16 protein-coding genes and 2 tRNA genes are annotated in these 17,453 nt (G+C 71.5%); 11 read left to right on the forward strand and 7 right to left on the reverse strand.

The features are described 5' to 3' along the window. Positions 1 to 6: 6 nt before the first annotated feature. A complete protein-coding gene (locus OG349_RS18670; protein ID WP_327235694.1) occupies positions 7 to 429 on the forward strand; it encodes a MarR family winged helix-turn-helix transcriptional regulator in 423 nt (140 codons plus the stop codon). On the opposite strand, the gene OG349_RS18675 is transcribed toward OG349_RS18670, so the two are convergent. Then, entirely contained in the window at positions 426 to 1,082 is a 657-nt protein-coding gene (locus OG349_RS18675; RefSeq protein ID WP_327235695.1) for a TetR/AcrR family transcriptional regulator, read from the reverse strand. The two genes, OG349_RS18670 and OG349_RS18675, sit on opposite strands and share 4 nt — an antisense overlap. Positions 1,083 to 1,174: 92 nt before the next feature. On the opposite strand from OG349_RS18675, the gene OG349_RS18680 reads away from it, so the two are divergent. Beyond that, complete coding sequence (locus tag OG349_RS18680) at positions 1,175 to 1,744, forward strand: ester cyclase (RefSeq protein ID WP_327235696.1); 570 nt, start codon at positions 1,175 to 1,177, stop codon at positions 1,742 to 1,744. Positions 1,745 to 1,766: 22 nt separating this feature from the next. Here OG349_RS18680 and OG349_RS18685 read toward each other — a convergent pair whose 3' ends face one another. Next, entirely contained in the window at positions 1,767 to 2,666 is a 900-nt protein-coding gene (locus tag OG349_RS18685; protein WP_327235697.1) for a CPBP family intramembrane glutamic endopeptidase, read from the reverse strand. 221 nt (positions 2,667 to 2,887) lie between these two features. Here OG349_RS18685 and OG349_RS18690 point away from each other — a divergent pair, with 221 nt between their 5' ends. Continuing rightward, a complete protein-coding gene (locus tag OG349_RS18690; RefSeq protein WP_327235698.1) occupies positions 2,888 to 3,349 on the forward strand; it encodes an SRPBCC family protein in 462 nt (153 codons plus the stop codon). Here OG349_RS18690 and OG349_RS18695 read toward each other — a convergent pair. Then, on the reverse strand, positions 3,324 to 4,370 hold the full coding sequence (locus tag OG349_RS18695; protein WP_327235699.1) for a bifunctional DNA primase/polymerase: 1,047 nt from the start codon (positions 4,368 to 4,370) through the stop codon (positions 3,324 to 3,326). The two genes, OG349_RS18690 and OG349_RS18695, sit on opposite strands and share 26 nt — an antisense overlap. A 336-nt stretch (positions 4,371 to 4,706) precedes the next feature. Here OG349_RS18695 and OG349_RS18700 point away from each other — a divergent pair, with 336 nt between their 5' ends. From OG349_RS18700 to OG349_RS18710, 3 genes are all read left to right on the forward strand, one after another. After that, a complete protein-coding gene (locus OG349_RS18700; RefSeq protein WP_327235700.1) occupies positions 4,707 to 5,018 on the forward strand; it encodes a hypothetical protein in 312 nt (103 codons plus the stop codon). Positions 5,019 to 5,332: 314 nt separating this feature from the next. Then, complete coding sequence (locus tag OG349_RS18705) at positions 5,333 to 5,974, forward strand: SigE family RNA polymerase sigma factor (protein WP_327235701.1); 642 nt, start codon at positions 5,333 to 5,335, stop codon at positions 5,972 to 5,974. Between the two features lie 141 nt (positions 5,975 to 6,115). After that, entirely contained in the window at positions 6,116 to 7,762 is a 1,647-nt protein-coding gene (locus OG349_RS18710) for a long-chain fatty acid--CoA ligase (RefSeq protein WP_327235702.1), read from the forward strand. Between the two features lie 33 nt (positions 7,763 to 7,795). Here OG349_RS18710 and OG349_RS18715 read toward each other — a convergent pair whose 3' ends face one another. Next, positions 7,796 to 12,670, reverse strand: a complete 4,875-nt coding sequence (locus tag OG349_RS18715; protein WP_327235703.1) for a response regulator — start codon at positions 12,668 to 12,670, stop codon at positions 7,796 to 7,798. Positions 12,671 to 12,989: 319 nt separating this feature from the next. Then, positions 12,990 to 13,505, reverse strand: a complete 516-nt coding sequence (locus OG349_RS18720) for an SSI family serine proteinase inhibitor (protein ID WP_327235704.1) — start codon at positions 13,503 to 13,505, stop codon at positions 12,990 to 12,992. 222 nt (positions 13,506 to 13,727) lie between these two features. Between OG349_RS18720 and OG349_RS18725 the strand changes: the two genes are divergently transcribed. Together OG349_RS18725 and OG349_RS18730 are read left to right on the forward strand one after the other, a co-directional pair. After that, positions 13,728 to 13,818 (forward strand) — tRNA-Ser (locus OG349_RS18725). 198 nt (positions 13,819 to 14,016) lie between these two features. Then, positions 14,017 to 14,089: transfer RNA gene (locus tag OG349_RS18730), tRNA-Arg, on the forward strand. Between the two features lie 152 nt (positions 14,090 to 14,241). Here OG349_RS18730 and OG349_RS18735 read toward each other — a convergent pair. Together OG349_RS18735 and OG349_RS18740 are read right to left on the reverse strand one after the other, a co-directional pair. After that, complete coding sequence (locus OG349_RS18735; RefSeq protein ID WP_327235705.1) at positions 14,242 to 15,078, reverse strand: protein kinase domain-containing protein; 837 nt, start codon at positions 15,076 to 15,078, stop codon at positions 14,242 to 14,244. A 70-nt stretch (positions 15,079 to 15,148) separates the two neighbouring features. Beyond that, a complete protein-coding gene (locus OG349_RS18740; protein ID WP_327235706.1) occupies positions 15,149 to 15,592 on the reverse strand; it encodes a hypothetical protein in 444 nt (147 codons plus the stop codon). Positions 15,593 to 15,752: 160 nt separating this feature from the next. Between OG349_RS18740 and OG349_RS18745 the strand changes: the two genes are divergently transcribed. The 3 genes from OG349_RS18745 to OG349_RS18755 all read left to right on the forward strand — a co-directional run bounded on the left by OG349_RS18745 (position 15,753) and on the right by OG349_RS18755 (position 17,453). Then, entirely contained in the window at positions 15,753 to 16,496 is a 744-nt protein-coding gene (locus OG349_RS18745) for a helix-turn-helix domain-containing protein (RefSeq protein ID WP_327235707.1), read from the forward strand. Positions 16,497 to 16,498: 2 nt separating this feature from the next. Then, on the forward strand, positions 16,499 to 16,969 hold the full coding sequence (locus OG349_RS18750) for an NUDIX hydrolase (protein ID WP_327235708.1): 471 nt from the start codon (positions 16,499 to 16,501) through the stop codon (positions 16,967 to 16,969). A 313-nt stretch (positions 16,970 to 17,282) separates the two neighbouring features. Next, on the forward strand, positions 17,283 to 17,453 hold the full coding sequence (locus tag OG349_RS18755; protein ID WP_327235709.1) for a hypothetical protein: 171 nt from the start codon (positions 17,283 to 17,285) through the stop codon (positions 17,451 to 17,453).

Consider the following 17,453-nt stretch of genomic DNA (forward strand, 5'->3'; position numbering starts at 1 on the left):
TGCCCTATGCCCACCTCGGACGCCGCCGCCATCGCCGCCGAACTGCGCACCGCGATGGGCAAGTTGACCCGGCGCGTCAAACACGAGGACCACATCCCGCTCGGCCAGGTCGCCGTGCTCGGCGCGCTCGACCGCAGTGGCGCCATGACCACCAGCGATCTCGCCGCCGATCAGCGCGTACGCCCCCAGTCGATGGCCCGGGCGGTGGGACTGCTCATGGACCAGCACCTGATCACGCGCCGTGCTCACCCCACGGACGGCCGCAAGTCGCTGGTCGAGCTGTCGGACGCGGGCCGCGCCGCCCTGGAGGCGGAGCGTGGCCGCAGGGCCGGCTGGCTCGCGCAGGCCATCGAGTCCGAACTCACCGATGAGGAGCGGGTGTTGCTGGCGCGGAGCGCCGCCCTGCTGGAGCGGCTCGCCGCGCGTTAGCAGTCCTCATCCGTCCTCATTCCGTCCTCAGCCGGGAGGACCCCGAGTGTGGTTCCGGCAGTGCGGTACAGGAAGCCCTCCGCCCGGGACCAGGACCAGCCGGACTCGGTGACCAGGGTGCGCCAGCTCGTCGGGCCGAACCAGAACCACAACATGTCCGCGATCTCCTCGCGCGGTGTGTCCCGGACGGCGGGGGACAGCTCGCGCAGGTGCTGGGCCGCCTCGTCGAGCGCCTGGCGGTAGGCGGCGGTGGCCCGTGCCCAGAGGGCCTCGCTGTCCTCGTGGACCGGGAGCGCGCCTCTGACGGCCTCCAGGACCTCGAACTGGCCCTCGTTGCCGGTACGGGTCCCGTGGGCCAGTGCCTTCAGTACGGCCTCCGGGGTCGTCGCCGCGAGGAGGTGCGCCACGGTCGCCTCGTAGCCGGAGTCCGTGACCGCCTTGTCCACGATCTGGTCCAGGGCGCTCGACTTGCTCCCGACGCTCGCGAAGACGGTCTTGGAGGCGACGCCGGCCGCCTGGGCGATGTCGGCGACGGTGACGCGTCCGTACCCCCGCTGAGCGAACAGTTCCACCGCCTGCCGGAGGATTCGCTCGCGCGTCTCGGCCGCGGCTTTCTTCCGGAGCGGGGAGCTGTACAGGCGCTTGTCGGTCATGACGTCATGCTATCGCTGGCCTATTCATTAGATGGCTTGTAACCTGAATTTAGGCCTATCGAGCAAACAGCAAGAGACAGGTGGCACCTCGGATGAACGCCGACGAACTGGCCCACGGGCTCTTCCGGATCCTGGAGACCGGGGACCCGTCCCTGGCCGCCTCCGTCGTCGCCGACGACAACTACAACCGCGAGGCGGCCGTCGCCCCCTCCGCCTGCGCGATCCCCGGCCCGGCGGGGACCCTCGCGTCGAGTGCCTGGATGCGCTTCGCGTTCAGCGAGCTGCGCTTCCCCGTCCTGGGGGTCGCCGAGAGCGACGGCCAGGTGTGGGTCAGGCTGCGCATGCAGGGGCGCCACACAGGTCCGTTCGTACGGTTCCGGGACGGCGCGCTCGACCAGGCCGTCCCTCCCACCGGGCGGCAGATCGATTTCGAGCAGGTGCACGTGCTCGGCGTCCGTGACGGCAAGGTCGTCAGCCACGAGGCCGTACGGGACGACGTCACCATGCTCGGTCAGCTCGGTGTGTTCCCGCCGAGCCCCGCCGTGGGGCTGCGCATGGTCGCCTGGCGCCTTTCCGGGCGGGCGACGCGCGCCGCGGCCGCGGTCTCCCAACAGGCAGACCGGGCCGCGGAGGCGTTCCGTTCGGGGGCCGTGACGTCGTGACGACCCACCCGTGAGGGACGAATCAGCGAGTGGGTGCGGGTGCGGGTACGGGTACGGCCTCGACCCGCACCGGTCGGTCCGACCGGACCGCCTCGCGCCCCCGGCTCGTCCCCAGCAGCGTCGCAGCCAGGACGAGCTGCACCGCCAGGACCAGCGCCTGCGTCACCGGTGACTCGACCGTCAGCACCGCCATCGTCGCGTTGAACCCGAGGTGGACCGCGACGGACGCGACGACTCCGGCACGTTCGTACGCGTAACCGGTCAGCAGCGCCACCGGGACGACGCTCAGCGAGAACATCAGGCCGCTCCAGCTGAAGAGCCCCAACTCGGCCTGCACCGTGCCGTCGACGAAGAACAGCGGCAGGTGCCACACCGCCCACACCGCGCCCAGCAGAACACCGGCCCGGACCCGGCTCATCGACGCGCGCAGCCGCGGGTACGCCGTACCGCGCCAGCCCGGCTCCTCGGCCAGCGGCCCCGCGATCAGCATGCTGACGAAGAACGGAACCACTCCGCCCACCGTCGAGATCAGCTCCCTGCCCTCGGTCAGGCTCACCCCGGGACCGCCCACCAGGTCCGCGAGCAGCGCGCCCACCACGACGCTCGCCGACGCCAGCACCAGCAGGGGCAGCGCCAGGAACACCCGTACCCCCTGCCGGTACGGCACCGCACGCGCGGGCACGGGCTCCCGGCGGCGGGCCCGCCGCGCCCGGACCGCGAGCGCGCCGAACACCGGGCCGAAGCCGCCGAGCAGGTACGGAACGGCGGTGGGGGAGCTGGTCGGTGATCCGCCGAGCGCGATCGCGAGCAGCCAGAAGGCCCAGGTCGTGGTGAAGGTGACCGTGAAGAAGAGCGGGAGGCCACGTCCCCGCAGCCCCTCGCCACTCTTGGTGGTTCCGGTCCCGCTCGTCCGCTGGAACATGTCCGTCGCCCCTTCTCCCACGGCGCTCCCTGCACCATGTCCATGACGCTACGGATGGGGAGAGCCGCGCACACTGGGCGTACGGCCCGGCTCGGAGGTGGTGCTGGGTGCACCCCCGCGAGTTGCCGGTGTGTTCCCGCGGCGTGAGCATGGTGAGTGGGGGCGTGTGCCGTGGGCGGGGTGGTGCCTGATCTTTTCAGCTTGGCTCTGAGGGAAATTCGATGACAGATTATGTGCGCATCGCGCAGTCCATAACGATTGACGCGTCACAGGAGCGCGTCTTCCAGTTCGTGAGCGACTTTCGCAACGACCGGCAGTGGCGGCCCGAGATCAGGCGGGTGGAGCTGCGCGGACCGTTGATGATCGGTACCCAACTGGTCCAGGAAGCAAGGCTGTTGGGCTTCTTCTCCCTCTCGGTGCTCACCGAGGTGGTCGAGCTGGAACCGGGCCGGCGGCTTGTCACCCGTACCCCTCCCGAATACGACGCGCACATCTTCAACGTCCGGGCCGTGGAGGTGCTTTCGGTCGACGTCGTCAGGTTTGTGTACGAACTCAGCTTCGACAAGGCCGCCGTGAAGAAGGCGCTTCGGTTCACCGTGCCGGCGGGGGTGGTCTCGACTTTTTACGGGGCGGCGGTCCGCCGCTATCTCGGGACCGTCAAGCACCTCGTCGAGGAGAGCTGAGGCGGGCGGCCGAGGCCACCGTCGCGCGCGCTTCCTGTTCCATCAGGCCGGTACGTACCGCCGCCTCGATCAGTGTCTCCGCCAGCGCCTCCCCGAAGCCGTGTTCGTACGCCCGGCACGCGGCCCAGAACAGGCGGGTGTTGCGCTGGCCCTCGTGCGCCGCCAGGACGAACTGCACCAGCCCGTGGCCCTGGGCCGGCCGGTCGGTGGCGGGGGAACGGCGGTCGGCCGTCTGGTCCGGGTCGCCTGAACGATGACCGGTCCGGTACGTCTCCGCCCGGTGCGGGCGGGGCGGCGTCGGCGGCGTGAGCAGGCGCAGCAGGGCGCGCGGGCACGGCGCGGGTGAGAGGCCGGCCGAACCGGGGACCAGCCGGTACGCGCCCCGGGCGCTGACCGAGCCGGGGCCCATGAGGTAGCCGCCGGCTCCCCGTACGTCGATGCCGGGGGCGAGGCGTCCTGCGGAGTTGGGGACGGTGACGTCCGGCGGGCCCGACAGCCAGATGTGGCGGCCCCCGCTGGGGGTCAGCACCGTGACCGTCTCCGGGAGCGTGAACAGGTGCTGGAGGGCGATCTGTTGGAGCGCGGCCACCGAGGCCGGGGTGGCTTCGATGTACGGAGGCGTTCCGGAGGCCGTACCGGGAGACGGGGCCGTGCCGGGAGATGGGGCCGTACCGGGAGACAGGGCCGTACCCGGAGATACGGCCCCCACCGGCGTGACGTCCAGGTCGATGCCGATCAGGTGGTGCGGGGCCCGGCCGCACGCGATGCCGTACCCCGTGGCCCACGGCGCCGCCGCGAACAGGGCCCGTACGGCGGCGGGGTCGGTGGTCGCGTCGTGCACGCCGTGGCCCGGGCGCCCGCACTCGCCGCGGCAGAGGCCCGGCTCGGGCTCGCCCCGGTGCGGTGAGGGCAGCGCGGGGAGCTTGGTGGGGGACAGGGGGATGACGGGGAGCCCGCGCTCGGCGGCGGACAGCGCGTGGGCGAGAGCCGGGGTGGCGGTGTGCCGGGCGGTGGTGGCCATGATTCTATGTTCGTACAGTTGTTCGAAGAAAGGAAGAGGGGGCCGGAGCGAGGGTGTCCGGGACGTGAAAGTTCGGGTGCGTACGGACGCCTGCCGTAACGCTTCGCCTCTTGCGGCGCCTGGGTTCGGCGGCCCGTCTGGGGGTGATGTACGGCTTTGGGGGCGCAAAGCATGTTTATCGACTTGTCCTCACGCTTGCGAGGGAATGGGGTTCTCCGGGCTGGTTCGCAGGGGATTCGGTGGGCGATCCTGAGTTCGCGACGTCGTCACCACGACCCGGGCGGTCGGCCAACTGCCCTGGGACAAGCCGTACTTCTCGTTCCTGGAGGAACTGACATGGCAAGCTTCCGTACCGTTCGCGTCATCGCCGCTGTCGCCGCACTCCCCCTCGCCGCCGCGCTCTTCACCGGGGTGGCCGAGGCCGACAACGGTGGATTCGCGAACGACGGATCGAACGCGGTTGTGTCCACGATCAGCGGCAGCGGCGTGGGTGGGAACAACTACGGCAATTCGACCACCACCCAGCAGGTGGCCAACGGAGCGGGCGCGTCCAACCAGAACAACACCGCCAGTGTGGTCGGCTCCGCCTTCACGGCGATCGACCAGTCCAACGAGAACATCTCGGTGTCCTTCACGAACCTCTGGTGACACGCGGCCCGACGGGGGGTGTGTGATCAAGGGGTGATACGAATTCCTGCGCGGCGGTGGTCCGGTCTTCCGGCCCCGTCGCGCAGGGCTTCGTCGTCACCCCGGCGGGCATCCCGGGTGGCATCCCGGCCCTCACCCCGGCTCGTATAGTGCCCGCCCGGACCCCGCCCGCCCGGCGCCTACCCTGACGGGCCACGTCACCTGTTCTCCACCTTCAGGAGGTGGAGCGGGCACCACCCCTACACCCTGAGGCGGAGACAGCTTCGGGACCTGGGGCCGATCCCCCGGCGAAGCCCCGCTCCTAGCGTGGAGCCATGACCACGCCTGTCTGCACAAACGCCTCCACAGCCGTCAAAACGACCGCCTTTCCGCCCCACTCCGCGCACACAGCGCACCCACCCCACTCCACGCACCCGGCGCACACCCCCCGCCCCGCGCACCCGGCCCGTTCGACCTACGCGCCGTACGCCTCGTTCTCGTCGTACGTACGCGCACGGGGCCCCGTCCTGCTCCGTACGGCACGCTCGCTCACCGCCAACCCGAGCGACGCGGAGGACCTGCTCCAGACAGCGCTCACCAAGACCTACGTCGCCTGGGACCGCATCGAGGACCACCGCGCCCTCGACGGATACGTACGCCGCGCCCTGCTCAACACCCGTACGTCACAGTGGCGCAAGCGCAAGGTCGACGAGTTCGCCTGCGACGAACTGCCCGAGCCGGTGGGGCTGCCCGAGCCCGATCCGGCCGAACAGCAGGCGGTGCACGACGCGATGTGGCGGGCGGTGATGAGACTGCCCGACCGCCAGCGGGCGATGGTGGTGCTGCGGTACTACGAAGACCTCAGCGAGGTGCAGACCGCCGAGGTGCTGGGCGTCTCGGTCGGTACGGTCAAGAGCGCGGTCTCGCGGGCGCTGGGAAAGCTCCGGGAGGATCCCGAACTGTCGCCGGTGCGTTGAGCGGGAGTCGGGTGCGCCCTTTCCCTTCTCGATTCTTCTTTCGTTCTACTCCCGGGTAGTGACATACCGCGCGGTATGTGCGCAGAATCCTCGCAGCATCAGCGCCACGCCACAGTGTCAGCGCCGACCGGGAGGACGCCCGTGCTCAGCACCATGCAGGACGTACCGCTAACTGTGACCCGCATCCTGCGCCACGGGATGACCATCCACGGAAAGTCGCAGGTCACGACCTGGACAGGGGAGGACGAGCCGCAGCGCCGCAGCTTCGCCGACGTCGGCGTACGGGCGACACAGCTCGCCAACGCCCTGCGCGACGGGCTCGGGGTCACCGACGACGAGCGCGTGGCCACGCTGATGTGGAACAACGCCGAGCACGTCGAGGCGTACCTCGCCATTCCGTCCATGGGCGCGATCCTCCACACCCTCAACCTCCGCCTCCCGCCCGAGCAACTGGTCTGGATCGTCAACCACGCCGCCGACCGGGTTGTCATCGTCAACGGCTCCGTGCTGCCGCTCCTCGCGCCGCTCCTCCCGCACCTGCCGACCGTCGAGCACGTCGTCGTCTCCGGTCCCGGCGACCGCACCCTCCTCCACGGGGCCACGGCCCGTGTCCATGAGTACGAGGAGCTGATCGCCGGCCGTCCCACCGGCTACGACTGGCCCGAGCTGGACGAACGCGCCGCGGCCGCCATGTGCTACACCTCCGGCACCACCGGCGAGCCCAAGGGCGTCGTCTACTCCCACCGCTCCATCTACCTGCACTCGATGCAGGTCAACATGACCGAGTCGATGGGGCTGACGGACCGGGACACCACCCTGGTCGTAGTGCCCCAATTCCACGTCGCGGCCTGGGGGCTGCCCCACTCCACGTTCATGGCGGGCGTCAACATGCTGATGCCCGACCGTTTTCTCCAGCCCGCGCCCCTCGCCGACATGATCGAGCGCGAGAAGCCCACCCACGCCGCCGCCGTGCCGACCATCTGGCAGGGGCTCCTCGCCGAGGTCACCGCCCGGCCGCGCGACCTGACCTCCATGGCCCGCGTCACCATCGGCGGTTCGGCCTGCCCGCCGTCGCTGATGGAGGCGTACGACAAGCTGGGTGTACGGCTCTGTCACGCGTGGGGCATGACCGAGACCTCGCCGCTGGGCACGACGTCCGACCCGCCCGCCGGCCTGACCGCCGAGCAGGAGTGGCCGTACCGCATCACGCAGGGCCGCTTCCCGGCCGGCGTCGAGGCCCGCCTCGCGGGGCCCGGTGGCGACTTCCTGCCCTGGGACGGCGAGTCGGCCGGTGAACTGGAGGTACGGGGTCCGTGGATCGCGGGGGCGTACTACGGCGGCGCGGGCGCCGAACCGATCAGGCCCGAGGACAAGTTCAGCGAGGACGGCTGGCTGCGGACCGGCGACGTCGGTGTCATCAGCCCCGACGGGTATCTCACCCTCACCGACCGCGCGAAGGACGTCATCAAGTCCGGGGGCGAGTGGATCTCCAGCGTCGAGCTGGAGAACGCGCTGATGGCCCACCCCGAGGTGGCGGAGGCCGCGGTGGTGGCCGTACCGGACGAGAAGTGGGGCGAACGCCCGCTCGCGACCGTCGTCCTCAAGGAGGGCGCGGGCGCCGACTACACGGCGCTCAAGCAGTTCCTCGCCGGGCGGATCGCCAAGTGGCAGCTGCCCGAGCGGTGGGCGCTGGTGGAGTCGGTGCCGAAGACGAGCGTGGGGAAGTTCGACAAGAAGGTGATCAGGGCGCGGTACGCGGCGGGCGAGTTGGACATCACGGTTCTGTAGGTCGCGTGGGGTGGTGAGGAGCGGGACGGGCGGTCAGTTCGTCCCGATCTTCGCGAGCAGTTCCACGATCCGGGACTGCACCTCGTCGCTGGTGGACCGCTCGGCCAGGAACAGTACGGTCTCCCCCGACGACAGCCGCGGCAGCTCCGCCGGGTCGATGCCGACGGAGGTGTAGACGACCAGCGGCGTACGGTTCAACTGGCCGTTCGCCCGCAGCCAGTCGATGATCCCGGCGCGCTGGCGCCGTACCCGCATCAGGTCCATGACCACCAGGTTCGGCCGCATCTGCCCGGCCAGGGCCACGGCCTGGTCGTCGGTGGCGGCCCGCGCGACCTGCATGCCGCGCCGCTCCAGCGTGTCCGTCAGCGCGAGCGCGATCTCGTCGTGCTCCTCGACCAGGAGGACACGCGGGGGGTGCTGTTCGCTGTCGCGCGGTGCCAGGGCCTTGAGGAGGACGGCGGGGTCCGCGCCGTACGCCGCTTCCCGCGTCGCCTGGCCCAGACCGGCCGTCACCAGGACGGGGACCTCGGCGGCGACGGCGGCCTGGCGCAGGGACTGGAGCGCGGTACGGGTGATGGGGCCGGTCAGGGGGTCGACGAAGAGCGCGGCCGGGAACGCGGCGATCTGGGCGTCGACCTCCTCGCGCGAGTGCACGACCACCGGGCGGTAGCCGCGGTCGCTCAGCGCCTGCGAGGTGGAGACGTCCGGGGCGGGCCAGACGAGCAGCCGGCGCGGGTTGTCGAGGGGCTCCGGGGGCAGTTCGTCGTCGACGGGGCGCGGCTGGGGGCGGTTGGCCACCTCGACCGCGCCGCCGGGACCGTCCAGCGGCTGGGGACCCTCCGCGCCCTCGTCGGGCGCCCCTATCGCGTACGAGCGTCCCTCGGGGTGGGCGGTGGCGAGGCGGGAGGAGCCCTGCGGGTGGGACCTCTGGTTCGCTTCGGGGTGGTCGCTGTCGGGCGGGGTGCCGAGCTTGCGGCGGCGGCCGGAACCGAGGGTGCCGGAGGGGTTCTGGCCGGTCCCGGGCTGGCCGCCTTGGGTGTCTCCGTGGGTCTGGCCCTGGGTGTGGGCGAGGCCCTGACCCTGGCCCTGGCTCTGGCTTTGCAGGGCTTGGCCTTGCACCTGGCTGTGGTTCTGGTGGTGGGCCGGTGTCGGCGCCGCTGCCTGTGCCTGCGCGGGCGGTACGGATGGGACGTGCGGCGCGGGCGGTACGGACGGGGCGTGCGGCTGGGCCGCTCGGCCCTGCTGCGCCGGGCCCGGGACCAGGCTCTGCCCACGCCCCTGGGTGGGCTGGGCGGGCTGCTGCTGGGAGAACGGCACCCCCTGGCCGAGCGTCCGCACGCTGAAGGCGCGGCCCTGGGTGGAGTCCGGGGACGGTGCCTCTTCGGGCAGGGGCTGGGCGGGCGGGAGCGGCTGATGGGCGCCACGCCGCGCGGGCGGCGGAGCGGCCGATTCCGCGGCGGCGGGGTGGTCGGGCGCCGGGTCGGGCGCGGGCCGGGGGGCCGGTACGCCGGCGGTGTCGCCGTCCGTACCGTACGCGTCCGTACCGTACGCCCTGAGGCCCTGGCCCCCCGCCGTGTCCTGAGCCGGACGGGGATCGTCGGGCCAGCCGGGCGGTCCGGCCATCGGGCCGAAGCCGGAAGGCGTGGAGGGTCCGTCCTGCCCGTTCGCGACCGGGCCGTTTCCGAGTGCGTGGCTCTGGTTCTGGCCCTGGTTCTGGCTGCTTTGGCCCCCACCCGGGCTGTGGTCGGCGTCCGCCGCCCCCCACTGGTTCCCGTCCGGGTCGAAGGACATGGCCCCGGTGTCCAGCTGGACGGGCATCTCCATCGAGTCGTCCGCGCCACCGCCGACATCCCTGCGCGCCCGCCGCCGCCCGGACGGTACGCCCGGCGCCTGCGGCGGTGTGAGGTCGGCGGCCTCCGGATCCGTACGTACGTCGTGCCCGGCCGAAGCAGGCGCCGGTACGGAGTCCTGGCGTACGGCGTCGGCACGGCGGCCCGGCAGCGAGTCGTCCGTCGTGGCCGCGACCGGCAGACCGCGGGCGGGAGCCGGGGGCCCGGCCGGGGCCGGGGTGCGGTCGGCGTCGGCCGGCGGCAGCGCGAACGGGCTGCGCCCGCCCTCCGGCTCGGGCGGTACGGGTGTGTGCCGCTCCTGCGCCGGAGCGAGCGCCCGGCGCGCACGGCGCCCGGCGTTCGGAGCGCCGCTCGCGGAGGCGGGGGGCGGCGCCTGGTGCGGTACGGGCAGGGGCGCGGGCATCCCGGCGGGAGCCGACGCGTAAGACGGTACGGGCCCGGCGGGACCGGCCCCGGAAGGACCGGCGGCCCCGGAAGGACCGGCGGCACCGGAAGGCGCCGACGGCGCCGGGGGAGCGGACGGACCGGCGGGCAGCGCCGGCATCGCGTTCTGTTCGCCGCCGCGCCGCGCCCGGCGTCCCGTTCCCGCCGCCGAGGCGGCGTCCACGGGCACACCCTGAGGCGGTACGGCCTGGCCGAGCGCCGCACGCCCGGTCGGGTGCGAACCCTCGGCGGACGTGACCACCGCGCCCTCGGACGGTACACCGGCCGGGACAGCCGCGCCGCCCGACAGGGCCACCGCCGACCCGGGAGCCACGGACTCTCCTACGGCCCCTGACCCCGAGGCCAACCCGGACCCGGACCCCGACGCCAACCCCGACCCCGCCCCGCCGGACCCCGACACCACCGCCGCGTCCTCGGCAGGACTCGGCCGCCCGCGCCGGCGCCCCGTACCACCGTTCCCGCTTCCGCCCCCGGGCCCGGTCCCGGCGCCGATCCCGCCCTCGCCGCCCGGCCCGCCGTCTCCCCCGTGCCCACCGGAATCCTGCGCCGGGATGAGGTCCTGCTGGGCGTCCGTACGCGCCCGGCGCCGCCCGGTCGGCTCCCCGGCGTCCGGCACGTCCGGCACCGCGGCCTCCAGGAACGCGTCCGTGGACGCCCGCCGTGCCCGCCGCCTGCCGCCTCCCGAGGTCCCGGGCCCCTGCTGCTGAGCGGGCACAGAGGCCTGCCCCGCCTGCCCGGCCACGCCCGTCTGCCCCGCCACTCCCGACCGATCCGCCACCGGACCCGCCACCTGATCCGCCACCGGACCCGTCGTCCCCGCCGCCCCGTGCACGGACAGCTCCGACGACGAGGACACCGCGGCAGCCGGCGCGGGCGCGGGCACGGTCGGAATCGTCCCCCCGCCCTCACCCAGCGGCAGTTCCAGCACGTACGCGCTGCCGCCCATCCCCGGCATCTCGTGCGTCTGGAGCACCCCGCCGTGCGCCCGTACGATCCCGCGCACGAGCGGCTCGTGCACCGGATCACCCCCGGCGAACGGCCCGCGCACCTCGATCCGTACGACGTCACCGCGCTGCGCGGCGGCCACCACGATCGTCGAGTCGACGTACCCGCCGCCCCCGGCCACCAGCCGCGCCCGGCCCGTGGAGTCGACCCCGGCCACGTCCGCGATCAGGTGCGCGAGGGCCTGCGCCAGCCGGCCCGGGTCCACCTCGGCCTCGATCGGCGGGGCGTGCACGGCGAACTGCGCCCGGCCGGGGCCGATCAGCTCGACCGCGCCCTCGACGCCGGCCGCCACGACCGCGTCGAGCAGCACGTTTACCTTGGCGAGCCCTTCCGTACCGTCGTCCAGCCGCTGGTAGCCGAGCACGTTGTCGACCAGCGTGGTCATCCGGGCGTACCCGGCGGCCAGGTGGTGCAGGATCTGGTTGGCCTCGGGCCAGAGCTGGCCCGCCGGGTCGGCGGCGAGCGTGGCCAGCTCGCCGCGCAGCTCCTCCAACGGCCCGCGCAGGGCCTCGCCGAGGACGGCCGTCAGCTGGGCGTGCCGCGCCGCGACCTCGCCGTACCGCTCCGTCAGCTCCTCGATCTCGGCCGCGTACCGGTCGCTGCGGTCCGCCAGCTCCGCCGCGTGCCGCTCGGCGCCCTCGTCCAGCTCGGTGGTGAGGCGCTCGGTCGTCTCGATCAGTTCGCCGGTGAGCTGCCTCTTGACCTTCGCCAGCTCGGCGGTGAGGCGTTCCGTCGCCTCCGCCAGCTCCGCCGCGTGCTTCTTCTTCGCCTCGGCCAGCTCGGCGTTGTGCTGGTCGACGAGTTCTTCGTGCGCCCGGCGGTCGGTGAAGGTCATCACGGCGCCGACGAGCTGGTCGCCGTCCCGTACCGGCGCGGTCGTCAGGTCGACGGGCACCTGCTTGCCGTTCTTCGCCCACAACACCTGCCCGCGCACCCGGTGCTTGCGGCCGGACCTGAGCGTGTCGGCGAGCGGGGAGTCCGCGTACGGGAACGGCTCGCCGTCCGCGCGCGAGTGCAGGATCAGGGTGTGCAGCTCACGGCCGCCGAGGTCGGTGGCGCGGAAGCCGAGGATCTGGGCGGCGGCGGGGTTGACGAGGACGACCCGGCCGTCCGTGTCCGTACCGACCACGCCTTCCGACGCGGCCCGCAGGATCATCTCGGTCTGGCGCTGGGAACGGGCCAGTTCGGCCTCGGTGTCGACCGTGCCCGACAGGTCCCGTACGACCAGCATGAGCAGCTCGTCGCCGGTGTAGCTGTGGGAATCGGTGTACGCGTCCCGGCCGTCCTCCAGGCTCGCGCTGGTCACCTCGGCGGGGAACTCGCCGCCGTCGGTGCGCCGCGCGACCATCCGGGTCGGTTTGGTACGGCCCCGGGAGTCGGCGGAGTCGGGGCGGCGCATCGAGCCGGGGATGAGCTTGGAGTCGAACTCGGGGAGCAGATCGAGCAGCCCGCGCCCGACGAGGGCCGTGCCGGGGGTCTCGAACATCTCCAGCGCGATGGTGTTGGCGTTGACCACCGTGCCGTTGGCGTTGACGAGCACCAAGCCGTCGGGGAGTGCGTCGAGTATCGCCGCGAGACGAGCAGCGCCCCGGGATGGCCTGCTACTCACGACGACGCTTCCTCCCTGACCTGCTGCCCCTTGCGGACGGCCGAGCCCATCTTGCCTCTCGGGTCTCGGCCTGTCACGGGAGGGAGTCTAAAGGCTGGGGAGGGGGCCGTGACGGCGGATGAGGGGGAGCGCACCCGAAGAAGGGGCGCGCGACACCCGCTCACCGCCCCCCGTCCCGCGCCCCCGCGTCCGCCGATGTCCCCATATGGCGGTGCGCCGGGGGGACTTGGGGGGCGGGCGGGGCGGGGGTGCGGGAGGGAGGATCGAAGCGGGATCGGAGGAGAGAGGTCTCCCGCTCGTCCTACTCGTCCTGCTCGTCCTACGAACCGGCGGGGGCGGGCAGGATCGGCTCCATCGTCTTCCAGCGGGCGATCTCGCAGCCGTTCTTGCGGTTGAACGTGGCGTCCACGTTCCTGCCCCGCCAGATGCCGGTGACGCGGGCGGTGGCGTCACCGCCGTACTGCATGGTGCACATCTGGTCCTTGGCCACCGGCGCGAACGGGTCCTGGTCGCTGCCGGCCAGCTCCGTCAGCCGGTCGCACGCGGCCTTCGCCCGGGGGTGCGTCCCGCCGACCGGGCCGCATTCCAGCTTGAACGAACCATCCGCCCGGGTGACGCCCGAACCGGCGACGGTGACGGTGAACGAGTCGGGCCGCTCCTCCAGGAGCGGCAGCGGAAGCGGCGCGAGCCGCTCGAGGGGGGAGGCGAGCGGCGAGGCGCCGGAACCGGCGGCGAGCGGCCCCGCGGGAGCGCCGGAGGCGCCTGAGGCGGCGGGCGCGAGGGCGGTGAGCGCGGCGACGGACGCGGCGGCGGTGAGGACGAGGCGGCGCAGCATGAAAGCTCCTGACGGGTTACGGATCCGGGGGCGGCCCCCGACACGTCTAACGCTCGTCGGGCCCAGGCGTTGCGCAACCGGAGGCGCGCGACCGCGGAGGGGCGACCGGAGATGCTTTGCTCTACGCCCCGCCCGCCTAGTACCGTGAGCGGCGATTGGTGAGAGCCCACCCGGCTGTGTCATCATCTGCACGCACCGTCCGCGCCCGCGCGGTGGTGTGCTGGAGGCGTCGCCTAGTCCGGTCTATGGCGCCGCACTGCTAATGCGGTTTGGGCCTTAAAGCCCATCGAGGGTTCAAATCCCTCCGCCTCCGCGCAAGCACCACCCGAAGCCCCGGCCACCCGGCCGGGGCTTCACCCGTTCCCGCCCCCGCCGACCCACTCCGCACACCCCACCTGGTGGGCATCTCCGCAGGTCAGCCCCGGTGTGACTAATGGATTTCACCTGGCGCCACAGGTCATGTAATGTTGTTCTCGCAACGCCGCCCAGGCAGAAAAGCCCGGAACGCCAAGCACTCGTAGCTTAACGGATAGAGCATCTGACTACGGATCAGAAGGTTGCAGGTTCGAATCCTGCCGAGTGCACAGCACGTCAAAGGCCCTGTGGATCTCTCCACAGGGCCTTTCGTCTGTGCCTTGACGGCAATGTTGGACGGCAACCGCCTTCGAAGCGGATCGGACGGCTACGAGAACGACGGCCGAGGGGTGGTCCGGTCTTCTGCCTGAGGGTCTACGGCTCAGCTGAGGGCCTTGCCGACCTCGTAGATCGTGGGCCTGTCCTCGGGCGCGGAGCTGAGCATGGCGTCGATCAGTTCGCCCAGCTCGCCATGGACCCTCACTGGCCGGCGCTTGCCACTCGCAACGGCTCGTCTCTGCTCAGGGCGGGGTGCGTTGTCCGGGTACTCGACGGCCCGCCAGCCCGTGGCGGAAATGAGCAGGGACGCGCCGAGCGCGTAGACATCGGCTGCCTGTGTCGCCTCAGCCTCTCCGGTCGCGAGCACACTGCGCGCGATCTCTGGCGCTTCGTAGTGCACGAGGCAGCCGCGGAACGGGAAGTCGTACCGCTCGGGGATGTGCCCACTCCGCGCCAAGGCCAGGTCGATGAGGTGCGTGCGCTCCGGTCCGATGATGAAGTGCGCGGGCTGCACGTCGCCGTGGGCCCAGCCCTTGGCATGTAGTTCGGCCAGTGCCTCTACGCAGCCGAGGGCCACGCTGGTGTGCGGTTCAGAACGAGAGTCCGGTTCACGACAGGGCTTCCAGAGCCCGTAGAGGTCAGGCCCCTCGCGCCACGGCTGGAAGTTCCAGGTGCCCCGCTTGCATTCGCCGTACGCGAAGTCATCGAAGCCGATCCGGTGCAGCACGGCGCCTTCGCGGGCGGGGGCGAGCGCCGTCCACGGTTGGGCGGGCCAGTCGGCCGTGGCCTCGATCGGATATCCGATCTTCACGGCGTACCGCCCCCGATGGCTCTCAACCTCCCAGACCGTGGAGCCCCGGCGATGGACGACCAGGCGCTGAGCCTTGGGCCTGAGCGCATCGAGCACGACGATCGGCAGTTCAGAGGGTGTCCCGGACAACGTCTGTTCTCCTTCCGGGCAACGCGGCCGCCCCCGCATCGGGGCCGGCCGCGCCGCTGGGTTCGTGGCGCTACGCCTGACCGTACGGACGGCCGCAGTCCGAGTCGCACTGCGCGAGGTTCGTACCGTCCACGGTCCACAGGTCGTCGAAGACCATGAAGCCGGCCGCCTTCATCGCGTGTGCGGAGGCAGCGACCATCTCAGGGTCACGACCACCACCGCCCGGCTTCGGGTTGTGGTGGAGGAAACGGCCGGCGACCCGCTGGCACAGGTCGGCGTACTCCTTTGTGTGCAGGACGAGCGCGTGCAGACCGAGGTCCACGTCGTCCGACGGGATCATGGGGACGGTCGCGGTCGCGGTGGCGACCACGAAGGCCACCGCCTGGTCCGCGATCCGCTCCGCCCGGTCGGAGGACTGCCCGTTGTGGACGACGACGAAGTGCGTGAGGCTCTCGAACAGCTCCTCACCAGCCACCGTGCGCCCGGTCCTCTGGTCGTTGGCCGTTGCTGTCATGTGAGTGCTCCTTGATTGTCGCTGTGCTCTGGTACTCATCTGGACCCGATCATCCGGTTGCTCATCGGGACGTCGGAACCACCGCGGAGCCCCAGTTGGGGACGTCCCGCATCGGATAGAACGTCCCTGGTGCCGTCCCCAGGTCTTAGGAGAGATCGCAATGCCGAACGAGAGGTTACGAGCTGCCATGGCAGCCGGCGGCTGGACGTACAGCGCCCTCGCGGACAAGGTCGAAGTCGATCCCAAGTCCATCGAGCGATGGGTCAATCAGGGGCGAACGCCGCGTCGTGCAACGGCCATGCTGGCAGCGGAAACGCTAGGAGAAGACGTGCACGCTCTATGGCCCGCGCTCAGGCAGGCTCGCCCTGTCCGCGCTGTCAGTCCGGAACTTGTGGCTCTGTACGACAAGCGGGCGGACATCCCCATGTCCACCTATGTGGACATGCTGACCCAAGCCCGCGAGCACATTGACGTGTTGGTGTATGCAGCCGTCTTCCTGCACGAGGCGTATCCGCAGCTCAATGACGTGCTGCGCGAGCGAGCTGCGGACGGGTGTGCGGTCCGCATCGCGATCGGCGACCCGGACAGTCCCCGTGTGCAACAGCGCGGCGAGGAGGAGCGGTTCGGGCACGGAATCGAGTCCCGATGCCGACTCGCACTCATGCACTACCGCGCCCTTGCCGGCGTACCTGGCATCGAGGTGCGGACCCATGCGACCACGCTCTACAACTCGATCTATCGTGCGGATGACCAGGCGTTGGTCAACGCCCACGTATGGGGAGTGAACGCTTACGGCGCCCCGGTGTGGCACCTCCGCCGCAGCGAGTCGGGGCGCATGTTCGACACCTACGCCGGCAGCTTCGACGCTGTGTGGGACACCGCGACACCAGTAAGGGAAGAGTGACCGTGGCACGGACCGAGTACTACGACGACCCGGCGGCACCTGAGCCGAACAGCATGGTGGTCGCCGCGTCCGCCGTGGTTACCGACGACAGAGGGCGCCTGCTCTTGCAGCGCCGACGGGACAACGACCTTTGGGCTCTCCCCGGCGGCGGCATGGAGATGACCGACTCACTTCCCGGCACGGCGGTCCGGGAGGTGAGGGAGGAGACGGGTCTGGACGTAGAGATCACTGGACTCGTAGGCACGTACACCGACCCACGCCACGTCATCGCCTACTCGGACGGTGAAGTGCGCCGCCAGTTCAACGTCTGCTTCACCGCCCGCGTGGTCGGCGGCCGGCTCGCGATCTCGGACGAGTCAACGGAGCTGCGCTTCGTTGAGCCCGAGGAAATCGGCCACCTGCCGATGCACCACACGCAGCAGCTCCGTATCCGTCACTTCCTGGAACACCGTGAGCGGCCATACCTCGGCTGATCGCACCCGCGACACCGCTCGCGTGCCACCGGTGCTGACCGTGGCTGACCCCTGCGTCTGGGGAAGGTTGTGGCACGTCCGACAGAAGGCGGACCCCGTTCAACGCGCCGCCCCACCCTGCGGATCAGAAGGTTGCAGATTTGAATCCTGCCGAGTGCACAGCAGCTGCGAGGCCCCCGAGAGATCCGGGGCCTCTTGCGTTTCCCTGCCTGGTAAGAGCGGCCAAGGACGCCTATCCGGTGTGGCGTTGCCTGACCTAGACTCGCCCCTCCTGGATCACTGGGGAGTGATCCTGAGGGGGACAGGGGGACTCATGAACTTCTTGTTCGGCATTCTCTTGATCATTTTTGGGGCGCCGCTCGTCGGCGTCGCGGGCCGTGCGGTCGAAAACTCCGGGCGCGAGGGGGTCGGCAAGGCGATCTCCGTCGGCGGGTATCTCGCCGTGCTGGGGGTTGCCGCCTGGCTGATCATCGGGAGTTTCTGA

The organism is Streptomyces sp. NBC_01317, from assembly GCF_035961655.1.
Classification (GTDB): Bacteria; Actinomycetota; Actinomycetes; order Streptomycetales; family Streptomycetaceae; genus Streptomyces.